Origin of the sequence: Sphaerochaeta sp. PS (assembly GCF_032144095.1) — a bacterium.
In the GTDB taxonomy this organism is placed as follows: domain Bacteria; phylum Spirochaetota; class Spirochaetia; order Sphaerochaetales; family Sphaerochaetaceae; genus Sphaerochaeta.
On the sequence record NZ_JAVSNJ010000001.1, the window covers coordinates 176176 to 188387 of the forward strand.

Annotated in this window: 14 protein-coding genes; 4 read left to right on the top strand and 10 right to left on the bottom strand. The window is 52.6% G+C overall.

Translation table 11 applies throughout. The features are described 5' to 3' along the window. Positions 1-55: 55 nt before the first annotated feature. Positions 56-1048, top strand: coding sequence for an aldo/keto reductase (locus ROJ03_RS00905; RefSeq protein ID WP_313725098.1), 993 nt, complete (start codon positions 56-58; stop codon positions 1046-1048). 14 nt (positions 1049-1062) lie between these two features. Continuing rightward, entirely contained in the window at positions 1063-1473 is a 411-nt protein-coding gene (locus ROJ03_RS00910) for a DUF1801 domain-containing protein (RefSeq protein WP_313725099.1), read from the top strand. Here the strand turns inward: ROJ03_RS00910 and ROJ03_RS00915 are convergent. The 8 genes from ROJ03_RS00915 to ROJ03_RS00950 all read right to left on the bottom strand — a co-directional run bounded on the left by ROJ03_RS00915 (position 1463) and on the right by ROJ03_RS00950 (position 8583). Beyond that, the gene (locus tag ROJ03_RS00915) at positions 1463-2227 is read right to left on the bottom strand and encodes a MerR family transcriptional regulator (RefSeq protein ID WP_313725100.1); all 765 of its coding nucleotides are present in this window, start codon (positions 2225-2227) and stop codon (positions 1463-1465) included. The genes ROJ03_RS00910 and ROJ03_RS00915 overlap by 11 nt on opposite strands. Positions 2228-2371: 144 nt before the next feature. Beyond that, the gene (locus ROJ03_RS00920; RefSeq protein WP_313725101.1) at positions 2372-3115 is read right to left on the bottom strand and encodes an FCD domain-containing protein; all 744 of its coding nucleotides are present in this window, start codon (positions 3113-3115) and stop codon (positions 2372-2374) included. A gap of 59 nt (positions 3116-3174) precedes the next feature. Next, positions 3175-3951 carry an HpcH/HpaI aldolase family protein gene (locus ROJ03_RS00925; protein WP_313725102.1) on the bottom strand — a complete coding sequence of 259 codons (777 nt, stop codon included), beginning with the start codon at positions 3949-3951 and terminating at the stop codon, positions 3175-3177. Next, positions 3948-4871 carry a dihydrodipicolinate synthase family protein gene (locus tag ROJ03_RS00930; protein ID WP_313725103.1) on the bottom strand — a complete coding sequence of 308 codons (924 nt, stop codon included), beginning with the start codon at positions 4869-4871 and terminating at the stop codon, positions 3948-3950. The genes ROJ03_RS00925 and ROJ03_RS00930 overlap by 4 nt, the downstream gene beginning before the upstream one ends. A gap of 12 nt (positions 4872-4883) precedes the next feature. After that, positions 4884-6176, bottom strand: a complete 1293-nt coding sequence (locus tag ROJ03_RS00935) for a TRAP transporter large permease (protein ID WP_313725104.1) — start codon at positions 6174-6176, stop codon at positions 4884-4886. Beyond that, the gene (locus ROJ03_RS00940; protein ID WP_313725105.1) at positions 6173-6706 is read right to left on the bottom strand and encodes a TRAP transporter small permease; all 534 of its coding nucleotides are present in this window, start codon (positions 6704-6706) and stop codon (positions 6173-6175) included. Before ROJ03_RS00940 ends, ROJ03_RS00935 begins: the two co-directional genes overlap by 4 nt. Positions 6707-6775: 69 nt before the next feature. Further along, positions 6776-7780 carry a sialic acid TRAP transporter substrate-binding protein SiaP gene (locus ROJ03_RS00945; protein WP_313725106.1) on the bottom strand — a complete coding sequence of 335 codons (1005 nt, stop codon included), beginning with the start codon at positions 7778-7780 and terminating at the stop codon, positions 6776-6778. Between the two features lie 350 nt (positions 7781-8130). Then, positions 8131-8583 (bottom strand): YhcH/YjgK/YiaL family protein, encoded by a 453-nt coding sequence (locus tag ROJ03_RS00950; protein ID WP_313725107.1) that lies wholly within the window; start codon positions 8581-8583, stop codon positions 8131-8133. A 157-nt stretch (positions 8584-8740) separates the two neighbouring features. On the opposite strand from ROJ03_RS00950, the gene ROJ03_RS00955 reads away from it, so the two are divergent. Then, positions 8741-9181 carry an OsmC family protein gene (locus tag ROJ03_RS00955; RefSeq protein ID WP_313725108.1) on the top strand — a complete coding sequence of 147 codons (441 nt, stop codon included), beginning with the start codon at positions 8741-8743 and terminating at the stop codon, positions 9179-9181. A 9-nt stretch (positions 9182-9190) separates the two neighbouring features. Here ROJ03_RS00955 and ROJ03_RS00960 read toward each other — a convergent pair whose 3' ends face one another. Both ROJ03_RS00960 and ROJ03_RS00965 read right to left on the bottom strand, forming a co-directional pair. After that, positions 9191-10051: a DsbA family protein gene (locus ROJ03_RS00960; protein WP_313725109.1), complete on the bottom strand. Its 861-nt coding sequence runs from the start codon at positions 10049-10051 to the stop codon at positions 9191-9193. A 101-nt stretch (positions 10052-10152) separates the two neighbouring features. Next, on the bottom strand, positions 10153-11004 hold the full coding sequence (locus ROJ03_RS00965) for a DUF72 domain-containing protein (protein ID WP_313725110.1): 852 nt from the start codon (positions 11002-11004) through the stop codon (positions 10153-10155). A gap of 196 nt (positions 11005-11200) precedes the next feature. Here ROJ03_RS00965 and ROJ03_RS00970 point away from each other — a divergent pair, with 196 nt between their 5' ends. After that, positions 11201-12163: an ABC transporter substrate-binding protein gene (locus tag ROJ03_RS00970; protein ID WP_313725111.1), complete on the top strand. Its 963-nt coding sequence runs from the start codon at positions 11201-11203 to the stop codon at positions 12161-12163. Positions 12164-12212 lie beyond the last annotated feature (49 nt).

The following is a 12212-nucleotide window of genomic DNA, read 5'->3' on the forward strand; positions in this document are numbered from 1 at the left end:
GAAAAAGCTTTCCAGCTTCTCTTGACCACGCTCTTCATTGGTGTATAGTCATGGTATGAACTACACACCAAATACGAACCGTTATGAAGAGATGCACTACCGTTATGCTGGAAAGAGTGGCCTGAAGCTTCCGGAGCTTTCTCTGGGGCTTTGGCACAACTTCGGAACCGATGCCGACCATAGTGTGGCTACAGCCATACTGTGCACTGCCTTTGACCACGGCATCACGCACTTTGACCTTGCCAATAACTATGGCCCGGAGCCTGGAAGCGCCGAGATCCGGTTCGGTAAGGTCCTCAAGGAGCAGCTTGGCCCCTACCGTGATGAGCTGATCATATCCACCAAGGCAGGATATCTGATGTGGCCTGGCCCCTATGGGGATTTTGGCTCCCGCAAGTACCTGATCTCCAGCTGTGACCAGAGCCTGAAGCGTATGGGCCTGGAGTATGTGGACATCTTCTACCACCACAGGCCTGACCCCAATACACCCCTGGAAGAGACCATGGGTGCCTTGGCTTCGTTGGTTGCCCAGGGAAAGGCCCTCTATGTAGGCATCAGCAACTACCACGCCAAGGAGGCCCTGCAGGCCCAGGCACTGCTGAAGGGGATGGGCTGTCCCTGTATCCTGGACCAGGTACGCTATTCGATGCTCGACCGTTGGACAGAGGAGGATAGGTTGCTTGATGCCCTCGCTGGTGAGGTTGGCATGATCTGCTTCTCCCCACTTGCCCAAGGCCTGTTGACCTCCCGTTACCTCGATGGAAAGGTCCCAGCAGGCTCCCGGGCAAGCGAGAACCGTTTCCTCAAGGCAACCAACATCACCGAGGCAGTGGTGGCAAAGCTCAACAAGTTGGACAGGATCGCAAAGGAGCGTGGACAGACCCTTTCGGAGATGGCCATATCCTGGCTGCTCAAGGACAAGCGGGTCACCTCAGTGCTTATCGGGGCAAGTTCTGTTGCCCAGCTGGAGGAGAACCTGCTCGCCATCAAGGGTGGGTCGTCCTTCACCCCTGAAGAGCTCACGGCCATCGACGAACTGACAACGTAAGGAAAGAGTGAACAATGAATACCAGGGATCCAAGGATCGATAGGTATATCGCACAGTTTCCAGAGGAGCAGCAGAGCCGGCTGAAGGCTCTGCGCCTCCTTGTCCATGAGTTGGTACCGGCTGTGGATGAGACGATCAAGTATGCGATGCCCACCTTCCTATACAAGGGGGACCTCATATATTTTGCTGCATTCAAGGCCCACATCGGCCTCTATCCCCTACCGGACGCAATCGATCGCTTTTCTGAAGAGCTTCTCCCCTACCATACCTCCAAGGGTGCCATCCAGTTTCCCATGGACAGGCCTCTTCCCTTGGATTTGGTCAGAAGGATCATTCTCTTCAGGCTTGAGGAGAATGCAAGAGGGGTGGGAGAAAAGGGAAGGAAGAAACAGAAACCGAAGGCAGGAGAAGATGCTACGCCGTAGGGCTTACACGCTTCTTGGTGAAGATTTGGATGGCATCCCTGAGAAAGGCCGCCCTACCCTGGTAGTAGGCTGCAAACCTTGGGTCATCGACATAGGTCTGGGCGAGGTTTGCATGGGCCTCTGGGCTGTAGGTGGTCCAGGTATGGAGTAGCCACTGCTTGTGCAATCTTGCCACTTCCTGGGCAAGGCCCGATGAGGGGTCCTTTGCAGCCTCTGCCTGTTTGAGCTTCTCCAGGATTTCCTTGGCAAGGGCATCAAACTCTGCATAGTCTGCCTCACTCATGTTCAGCATCTTTGCATTGGCCTTGAAAAGCTCCTCCTCCCCAAAGGAGTTTCGTACCTCCTGTCCGTAGGTCTTTTCATTCTTTCTGACCAGCTCCCGCTTGAACCCCTCAAACTTGTCGCGCTCTTTCATGGGTCTGTTTTTTTTGCATGCCTGGATGCTCTTTTCGACTGTCTGTATAAGTGTTCCGATTTCCCTTTGTTTTTCCATCAGTGCTCTCCTGTGCGATTCCAAGGCGTGCAGACGGTCGAATTCTGGATTGTCGAGTATTGCCTTGATACCCTTCAGGTCAAAACCCAGCTCGCGGTAGAAGAGGATCTGCTGAAGACGGTCTACCTCTGCATCCCCATAGATGCGATAGCCTGAACTGTTGGTTTTCAGGCTCTTGAGCAGGCCCATCCCCTCATAGTGGCGTAGGGTCCTGGTCGTGATGCCTGCAATTTCTGCAAGGGCTCCAATGGTATATTCCATCTGCTGCCTCCTGTGTACATCTATACACCTTACCGTAACGGTAAGGTCAACAACAATCGAAACTATGTTGCTTGTATCTACATCCTTAGGATGCGGATGGGTGGATCAGGGCTTCCTGGGCACGAAAAAAAGAGCCAGCGGCTGCTAGCTCCTTTTTTCTGCCTTCCTTGAAGGGTGGATACCCTGTTTGTCAAACTCCATCACATTCTCGCTGGAGACCCTCAGGTGGTCGACCATTGCCTTGTGGGCAGCTTTTGCATCACGCTTTTCCAGGGCATAGAAGATTTCCCAGTGTCGTTTGATGGCATCTTCCACGCCACCATCAACCAGGATGCCCTTGCCCATATATTCGCGTAGAAGTGAGGTCAGTACGGTGATGAACATTACCAGAAGGTTGTTCTTCCCGGCTTTTGCAATGGCAATATGGAAGGCTTCATCAAGGGATACCCTCTGCTTTAGCGGCAGGGATGTATCAGCAAAACTGGAAAGGATCTCGCGCATCTCCTCCACCTGTTCGTCGGTGATGTATTGGACTGCAAGGTCAACGGAGGAAAGTTCCAGGATCCCCCGCATCTGGGTAAGCTCTTCTGCACTGATGTTGTCGACCTGCATGATGCGGCTTACCGCATTCATCACCGTGTCCGTCTCAGGCCGTGTCACATAGGCTCCCGATCCGTTCTTGAGGGTCAGCAGGCCACGCTCCTGGAGCAGTTTCATCGCTTCCCTGATGATGGGCCTGCTTACATTGTACTGTTTTGCAAGTGCCATCTCGGAGGGCAGCTTTTCTGAAACCCTGGAGGTGGGGGAGGAGAGGATAACCTCCTCCAGGTGGTCGGCAACTTGCTGGCTTAAGTTTGTTCGTGAGAGGGAAATGTCAGCAATCTTCACCGTGGACTCCTACTTGTTGCATGAAACTGGCCTACAATACTGCAAATACCGGAAAAGTGCTACACCAATGCTTGTACCAGCGAGAGGGTCCGGTTTGCCCCTTGCTGCAGGAAGGAGATGTCATCCCCTACACTGATAAAATCCAGGCCCATATCGATCCAGGTCCTGATCGCCCTCTCGTCCGGCCCGATCGACACCCCTACCGGGATACCTGCCTTCTTTGCAGAGAGGATGATCCTCTTTCCCAAGGCTAGCACCTGGGGTTGCATGCTGTTTCCCAAAAGCCCGATCGAGGCGGAAAGGTCGTTGGGGCCGATGATGATGGCATCAAGGCCTGGTACCGCCAAAATGGCCTCAATGTTCTCGACAGCCTTGCTATGCTCGATCTGGACAATGCGGAGGAAGGAAGATTCCGCTTCCTGCAGGTAGGTCCCGATGGGGATCTGGTTGTACCCGATGGCCCTTCTGGGCCCGAATCCCCTGATACCCGAAGGGGGGTAGAGGCAGGCCTTGATGGCATCCGATGCCTCTTCTGCGGTGAGGACCATCGGGATGATGATCCCGTCGATCCCCATCTCCAGGACAGGCTTGATGACGGCAGGATTGTTTTCCGTAACCCGTACAAAGGCTGCAGAGCCTCCGGCATTGGCAGCCATCACATGCATCTGCAGGTTGTGCTTGTCGAAGGGGCCATGCTCTGCGTCGATCCAGATGAAGTCATAGCCGTAGACGGCCATGGCTTCTGTAATGGAAGGGTCGGTGAAGAATACATGGCCACCGATGACCTTGCAGCCTCCCTCGTGCATTGCCTTGAGCAGGGCCTTCGCCTTGTTCATAGGTTGAGCCCCAGGCGCTTTCTCATGGCACTCTCCAGCCTGATGAGGCTTTCGATCTCATGGATGCCGTTCTCGTTGAGCAGGCTCACACTCTTCGACCGGGTGGTCAGGCTCATCGGGACTCCTGTCAGGTCGCAGTGGTATTTTGCATTGACAGGATACGAACGTGCCTCAGTTATCCCTGCAATAGTAAGGAAGTCACTGACCTCCCTGGCAAGCTCAGGCTGGGTTTTGTAATGGGTGTACATCCATTTGTAGATGTCGATGTGGAAGTTCGCCATCACCCCGTTGTAGCCGTGGTAGCCTGCAATGAGGGAGTCCAGCAAGGTGGAGGTATTGGCGTTGAACAGGGCCAGGTCAGTTCCCTTCACCAGCTCGACACGGCGTTTCTCGATCTCCAGGCTGCAGGACACGTCCTTGAGGAAGACCAGCTTCCCCCGTTTTGCACAGGAGGCGAGAAACTCGTCAGAGAGCAGACGCAAATACGGGTAGGGGCACTCGTAGAGGCCAAAGGTGACAGAGGGAAGCTGGGCAAAGATGTCCTCTGCATTGGCTGTGAAGACCGTCTCGCCTTCTTCCTGCTTTGCCATGCGGTTGGCCACCAGAACTACGGCATCGATGCCTGTCTCTGCCATCGCACCTAGCTGCTGGATCTGCTGGTGGTGGCCGTCGGCGGTATGTCCAGAGGCGATGACCTTCACCCGACCATCAGAGGCCTCGACAACAGCCTTGGCTATGTCAAGCTTCTCCTGCTCGGAGAGGAAGAACATCTCGCTGGATTGGCAAACGGCGAAGATGCCATCGCAGCCACGCTCTACATACCAGTCGACCAGGGCAGATACTGCCTTGAAGTCAACCTTGTTCTCTTCGGTAAATGGGGTGATCATAGTCGGCCAACAGCCGTTATAGATTTTTTTCATGGATAGGACTCCTTATACGATAAGCCCGGTTGCCTTTGGTAGGAAAAGGGTGACTTCGGGGATGTAGGTGATGATTACCAGGACAATCAACATGACAATGATGGGCCAGATGATCTCGCGCATGATGCCTTTCAAGGGGGTTCCGGATATGCCGGAGGTTATGAACAGGAGCATGCCAAACGGTGGGGTAGAGAGCCCTACCATCATATTGAAGGTAACAACCAGGCCAAAGTGGACCATGTCGATCCCCAAGGCACTGGCTACAGGGATCATGATGGGGACAAAGACCAGCTGGATGGTGGAGGTGTCCATGAACATACCCAAGATAAGGATGACTATGTTCACCAGGAAGAGGAAGGTGTACTTGCTTGCAGTGAAGCTGAGGATCCAGTTGCCGATGTTGGCTGCAAGCTGTTCCCTTGCAACGATGTAGCTGATGACAGCGGCTGCCCCGATCATGATACTGGTTGCCCCAATGTCCTTGATGGAGGTTTTCACCACTTCAATGAGGTCCTGTATGCCCATTGCCCTATAGGCAAAGACCGATACAAGGATGGCATAGAGACCGGCTATGGCTCCGGCTTCTGTCGGGGTCATGACCCCTGTGTAGATTCCCACCAGGAGGATGACCGGGGTCATCAAGGCGGGCAGGGCGCTGAAGGTGAAGCGCAGGAAGGTCTTCCATACGATCCTCTCCCCCCTGGGGTAGTTTCGTTTCTTGGAGACGATGGCAACGTAGATCATCAAGAAGAGGGCCAAGAGGATGGCTGGGATCATCCCACCCATGAAGAGGGCCCCTACGGAGGTGCTGCTCAGCATGGCATAGATCACCAGGGGTATGGAAGGGGGGAAGATGGGCCCGATGGTAGCCGATGCGGCGGTGATCGCGCAGGCAAACTCGGCATCGTAGCCATCATCTTTCATCGCTGCTATCTCTATCTTGCCAAGGCCTGCGGCATCGGCAATGGCCGAGCCTGTCATGCCTGAGAAGATCAGGGAGGCGAGGATGTTCACATGGCCTAGGGAGCCTCGCATCCTGCCGCAGAGGCCGCCGGCGAACTTGAAGATCATGTCGGTGACCTTGCCTGAGTTCATGACGTTTGCGGTGAAGATGAACAGGGGCACTGCGATGATGACATAGTTGGTGTAGTAGGTGTTCATAACCTGGTTTACAATCAGGCTCAGGTCTCCTCCCTTTACCAGGAAGTAGCATGCTGCGGCAGAAAGCATCCCTATTGCGATAGGCATCCTAAGCAGGAATATCAGGATAAAAACGATGAGGGTTATCAGTAGTGGAAAGCTCATACCTTGTGTACCTCCCCGAGAATCGGGTCAACCAGATGGTCGTGACTATCTTTGAGAATGCCTCTGATCACCTTCCAGTCCTCTACAATAGGGGCAATGGTGTATCCGATGATGGAGACGACAAAGTAGGTAAAGGGAAGGAATATCCAGGTATAGGAGACCCTCAGTACAGGTGTCTTCTGGAACCCAAGGAAAAACGCGTACTTGAAGGAAGGTACGATCATGAGGGCAAAGGTGACGACGATCAACAGATTTCCCAACATCCTTGCCCACGCAGCCACTTTGGGGCTGTAGGCTTCATAGAGCATGGAAAACTGGACATGCCCTTTCCGGCGCATGGTGTAGCAGGCTCCGAGGATTACGGTCCAACAGAAACCAATAACAATGACATCTTGTGTCCAGGTAAGTGGGTGGTTGATCACATAGCGGAAAAACACTTGCAGGATGAAGGCGGTGAACAACAAGACAAAAGAGAGTATGGGAATGTAGATTTCCATGACATCTCTCAGGAACAGAGCTATTTTTTTCAAGGGGTAACCTCCGTAGCTGTTAATACAAGAACATCCGGAGCCCCTAAGGCTCCGGATAGGGATCATTCGTTATTTTCCAGCTGCCTGGACCTTCTCGAACATTGCCTTGTCCCAGGTCTTTGCATAGTCACTGGCAAGGTAGAGTTTCAGAACGTGGTCGCTGAAGGCATCAAGGTCAGCATAGTAGATTTTCAGGCCAGCCTGCTTGAAGAAATCCACCAGCTCTGCCTCTGCCTTGAGGTTGGTCTCATCACAATACTTGATACCGGCCTTCACCCCTTCCATGACCCAGCCTTTCTGCTGCTCAGTGAGGGACTGCCATTTTTTCTCGTTGATGGCGGGCCACACGCTGTCAACCAGGTGGTTGGTGATGGTGATGGACTTGGTGACTTCATAGAACTTTGCATTCTTGGTAGATGGGAGGGGGTTGTCCTGTCCATCGACGGTCTTGGTCTGCAAGGCCATGTAGAGCTCACTGAAGGAGATCGGGGTGGGGTTTGCGCCAAGGGCCTTTCCAAGGAAGATCCATGAATCGGAGTTGGGCATTCTGAGGTTGACACCCTTGAGGTCGGCTGGTGTCTTGATGGGCTTGTCCTGGACCAGGTTGAGCTGGCGGGTTCCCAGGTATTCGGCACCGAGGGGCCTGATGCCCTGTTCTTTGGCGATGCGTTCGAATACTTCAGCTCCGATGGGACCATTGAGTACTGAGGTCATGTGCTCGTAGGTCTTGAAGATGTATCCGGCTGTGAACATGGAGACCCAAGGGGATCCATCGGTAAGCCAGGATGCACTGGTTGCGGTGATGTCAGCCTGTCCGCTCTTGACGGCAGAGACTTCCTGTTCCTGCTTGAAGAGGGAAGCCGAGTCATAGGTGAGGACCTTGATCTGTCCACCAGAGGCTTTTTCGACAGTCTCCTTGAAGACTCTCATGGCCCCGGCATGGGCGTCGGTGGGTACTGCAGTCATGGTATAGACCAGTTCCACGGGTTTTGCAGCAGATTCTGCTGCACCTTGTGCGAATGCCATTGGCAGGGCCATGGCGATCAGCAAGAGTACGACGGTAAGTTTTTTCATTGTTCTCCTCCTTGGAAGCCGAAAATCGGCATAAACAATGTTCAGGATTGTGACTCGGCCAAAACCGAGGATTCCGATGCCTACGGCAAAGAGAAAATCTGTAAAGCTGTAAAGCTGTCTTACAGGTTATGTTCTCATGGGTTTAGCCCTTTGTCAAACAGTTTTTTGAGGAAACCTGGAAAATGCTCCCCACAGGGAAAGAAACGACCCAAGAAAGGGGGAGGACGAAGATACAGCAAAAGCAAAACAAAAAAACAGAAACAGAAATAAAAATTAAAACAAAAACAGAAACAGAAATAAAAACAAAAAAGCACGGGCTCTGCCGTGCTTTCGTCAAAGGAAACCCTTGTTTACATCAGGATCTTGAAGACAACCTTCAACACATCACACGATTTCTCATCCACCAGGTTGGGTGCATGGCCCTCTCCGGGGAAAAAGACCACAAAGCTTCCCTCTTTTGCATGGTAGGATGTCTGTTTCTCGCCCTTGCCCATGAGGAAATCCTTGGTTGGGTCATAGACTGTGGTTGGGGTGAACGACGCTGTTGAAGCGATGTCCATCCGTTCAAACCCCTTGAGAAGGATCTGCACATCGGCTTCCTTTCTGTGTACCTCGTACTCGGAGGCTTCCTGTTTCTCCGTCTTGTAGGTAAACAGATTGTAGCGGAGGTTGGGTTTGTCTGTAGTGTAGCTGCCCAACGGAAGGGTAGCAAGTTTTCCGCTTTCAAGAATCTCCAGGACCTGCTGAAGGGCAGGGAGGGTGGAGACATACCGATGCATCTGGGATATCTGGTCTAGTATCATTGGGTACCTCGTTTTGAGCCTAGCATACAGAAAGAAGGTACGAAGGGAAAGTGCACTACACCACTCTCTGGTGAGTCGGGGTCATCGCTACCCTTGCCGATAGCCTCTCCATTTCACTATCTTATGCCTATGCCACAGGGCAAAACAAGGAGTCTTCATGTCAGATACCCATACCTATACCACTTCCGTTACCTACACTGAACTGAGAAAGGGCGTACTATCGTCGGAGGGACTCTCCTCGCTCGAGGTTGCAACCCCTCCGCAGTTTCCAAACGGCCATGAAGGGATCTGGTCACCGGAACATCTCTTCGTCGCTTCTGCAGAGGTCTGCCTGATGACCACCTTCCTCTCCATTGCCGAGAAGTCACGCTTGGAGTTTCTCCACTACAGCTCTGAGGCTGTTGGGACCCTTGAAAAGACAGAGGAAGGTATGGTGATGACCAACATCGTCATCAAGCCAAAGGTAGTCATCAAGGATGGGTCAAAGGTTGAGAGGACCCTGCTCTTGTTGGAAAAGGCGGAGAAGTACTGCCTCATCTCCAACTCCATGAAGAGTGAGGTCAGCATAGAGCCTACCGTGGAGGTAAGCGAGGCGTAACAGGGGATGCTACTCCTGCTCTTCGATGAACAGCCCATTACCCGCCGGGCGTACCTTGACAAGCCTTTTCGTCTCCAGTGTTTTCACCACATTCAGGGCCTGTTGTTCGGTCAGTTCGAAAGCTAGCATGACCTCTTGCAAGGCTACGTTCCTGTAGGTTCTGATGAACTCCATGAGAGCATCTTCACCTGCCTCCAGGTGCGTCTCTTTGACCTCCCCTTGGGAAAGCTGCTCTATTGCAGAGCGAAAATCATCAACGCTGTGGTAGTTGTCCATGAGGGTCTGCTTGCCCTTGTATCGTATGAGCCAGGTAGGGAATAGCTGGACGTCATAGGCCCTCGTTTGTGCAAGATCTTCCTGGAAGGCTGCCTCTGCGCTGCCGTCATTGAAATGGGTGAGGAACCTATCAGTATCGAGGCCCACCTCCTTGGCCAGGGCCAGAAGGACTTCCCGCCGGTTGGTCTGCCTTGCCTCTACGGCCGTGGCTTCGCGTATGCGCCTGAGGTAGATGTCTGCCAGAGTCTGGCTTTCAAACTGGGCTGCCTTGTAGGCGATGCACTGTGGGTAGGAGGAGATATCCTCTTCAGAAAATAGCTGAAGTGGGTCTGTTGTTACTGGCATCCCATGGTGGCTGGATGCCTCCAGCCAGTGTCCTGCAATCTGTTTGTTGACCTCTGTAGGGCCCCCACCGATGCTGTTGTCGACATCCTCGAAGGTCCTGATATCCTCAACCAGCCCGCCCATGACAAACGAGATCTCCAGCTGGTTCCCATACCGTGCCTTCAGGGCACGTAGGACTGGCTCACTTCCCCAACACCAGGTACAGACCGGGTCGGTAAATTCCACTATTTCCACTATGTTGTCGCTCATGGCGCATCTCCTTGTCCTGAAAATTGGAGGAAGGCTATATCGCCTTTCATGACAAGTATAGACATAAAACATAGTAAAATACTAGACTATAGGGTATTTTCCTACTCTTCCCTGCCCAGAAGCTTCTCAAGCTTGCTGATGGTCAAGGGAGAGGACCCCTCGTAGTGGTTGTTTACGTTGATGTAGAGCACCTTTCCTTCCTGGGCAATCCTTGCGACAAGGGGTGCGAAACGGAGCAGCTCTTCATCCCTTGGGGTGACGATCCTGCTCCAGTCTTCCCCTGTTGCCTTTTCGATTCCCTTCCGGTCATCGCCGTGGAGGCGTATGCATGCCACATCGCCCAGTTCGTCCTTGTGGCGCTGGAGGATCGTGGAGACATCATCCATCCAATACCCCTGCAGCAGTACAGGGGCGACCTGTTCGCTTTTGAGGAACGAGAACCATGCGGTGTCGATCCACCAGGGGTTGCGGATTTCCACTGCATAGGGAAGTCCTTTCGGCAGGCTGGAGAAAAAGGCCCCAAGCCTATCCATGAAAGCCTCTTTGGAGGCCATTTTATCCTTGTTGAGGTATTCGAACTGGAACATCAGCAATCCAATCTTTGGCAGTAGGGGCTCGACCCTGTCCAGGAACTTGTTGAAGACCTCTGGATTGAGAAACAACCTGTTGGGCTCAGCCCCACCCCGATAGGCGAGGGTGGAGGTGAGGGTATTGGGGCATTTGATGGTGAACCTGAAATCTGGCGGTGTCGCTTGGTTGTACTCTGCCACCAGGTTGCGGTTGGGAAGCCCATAACTTTTCTTTCCCAGGGACCAGAACCACTGGTCGACCTCGACACTCCGATATTTCTGGGCATATTCGGCAAGGTAGTTTTCCACACTGTTGCTGGAGTAGACAAGCTTTTCCCAGGAAGGGTATTTCCATGAGCATGACCCGAAATAGATATTTTCCATAGCAGTAGTGTACCCCAGTGTGTTGGAGATTTCCATATTGCAAGCGGGAGGCTTTGTCCTTTGGCTTTCTGGCAGCCTATGTTACAAAAATAGAAAACTTAGCCTTTTCCGTGTAAAGACTTCTGTTGAAACTAGGATAGAATTGCTATGTGAACAGCGGTGTGTTGTACATTTCGCTGAAAAAAAGGAGTCACATATGAAAAAAGCGATCGTGTTTTTAGTCATTCTTAGCCTCGTCTGTTTCTCTGTTTTTGCAGAGGGAACCCGTGAAAAGGCACCTGCAAACGAGAAATTGGTTGTCGGTTTTGCCCAGATTGGCCAAGAATCAGGATGGAGAGGGGCTGAAACCACCTCCATTACCTTCTATGCAGCGCAGAACATTGATACCATACAGCTGCATTTTGCCGATGCCCAGCAAAAGCAAGAAAACCAGATCAAGGCAGTACGATCATTTATCCAGATGGGTGTTGACGTAATTGGTCTTGCTCCTGTTGTAGAGACTGGTTGGGAGACTGTTCTCAAGGAAGCCAAAGAAGCCGAGATCCCTGTAATCTTTGTTGACCGCATGGCTAATGTCTCTGACGATCTCTATGCATCCTTCATTGGTTCTGATTTCGTTGATGAAGGGCAGAAAGCAGCGAAGGAGATGATCCGCCTGCTCAATGGCAAGGGTAATGTTGTCATGCTGGAGGGAACCGTAGGTGCCTCTGCTGCAATCGATCGCCAGAAGGGTTTCCTCGAGGAAATCGCCAAGGCTCCCGGCATCACCATTATCGCCCGCCAGAGTGGAGATTTTACCCGTTCGAAGGGTAAGGAAGTTATGGAATCGTTCCTCAAGAGCTACCCCCAGATTGATGGGGCCTATGCTGACAACGACGATATGATGCTTGGTGCCATCGAAGCCATCAAGGAAGCAGGCAAGAAGAGCGGAACACAGATCAAGACTGTATCGGTTGATGGTGTCAAGGGTCTCTTTGAAGCCATGGTAGCTGGCGAAGCCAACGTCACCGTTGAGTGTAACCCGCTTCTCGGACCACAGTTCTTCCAGGCAGCAGCCGATCTCAAGGCTGGAAAATCCATTCCCAAGTGGATCAAGTCCAACGAAGATGTCTATCGCCAGGAAACTGCAGCAGCAGACCTTCCTACCCGTCTCTACTAAGAAAAGTCTGACGTAAGGTCAGAAGCGTGAATTCGGCCGCTCTGCAATG

Excerpts from the sequence above, each read along its gene's own strand:
- ROJ03_RS00910 (WP_313725099.1), top strand. The coding sequence starts at position 1,063 with ATGAATACCAGGGATCCAAGGATCGATAGGTATATCGCACAGTTTCCA.
- ROJ03_RS00905 (WP_313725098.1), top strand. The coding sequence starts at position 56 with ATGAACTACACACCAAATACGAACCGTTATGAAGAGATGCACTACCGT.
- ROJ03_RS00930 (WP_313725103.1), bottom strand. The coding sequence starts at position 4,871 with ATGAAAAAAATCTATAACGGCTGTTGGCCGACTATGATCACCCCATTT.
- ROJ03_RS00965 (WP_313725110.1), bottom strand. The coding sequence starts at position 11,004 with ATGGAAAATATCTATTTCGGGTCATGCTCATGGAAATACCCTTCCTGG.
- ROJ03_RS00970 (WP_313725111.1), top strand. The coding sequence starts at position 11,201 with ATGAAAAAAGCGATCGTGTTTTTAGTCATTCTTAGCCTCGTCTGTTTC.
- ROJ03_RS00935 (WP_313725104.1), bottom strand. The coding sequence starts at position 6,176 with ATGAGCTTTCCACTACTGATAACCCTCATCGTTTTTATCCTGATATTC.
- ROJ03_RS00925 (WP_313725102.1), bottom strand. The coding sequence starts at position 3,951 with ATGAACAAGGCGAAGGCCCTGCTCAAGGCAATGCACGAGGGAGGCTGC.
- ROJ03_RS00945 (WP_313725106.1), bottom strand. The coding sequence starts at position 7,780 with ATGAAAAAACTTACCGTCGTACTCTTGCTGATCGCCATGGCCCTGCCA.
- ROJ03_RS00960 (WP_313725109.1), bottom strand. The coding sequence starts at position 10,051 with ATGAGCGACAACATAGTGGAAATAGTGGAATTTACCGACCCGGTCTGT.
- ROJ03_RS00955 (WP_313725108.1), top strand. The coding sequence starts at position 8,741 with ATGTCAGATACCCATACCTATACCACTTCCGTTACCTACACTGAACTG.
- ROJ03_RS00915 (WP_313725100.1), bottom strand. The coding sequence starts at position 2,227 with ATGGAATATACCATTGGAGCCCTTGCAGAAATTGCAGGCATCACGACC.
- ROJ03_RS00950 (WP_313725107.1), bottom strand. The coding sequence starts at position 8,583 with ATGATACTAGACCAGATATCCCAGATGCATCGGTATGTCTCCACCCTC.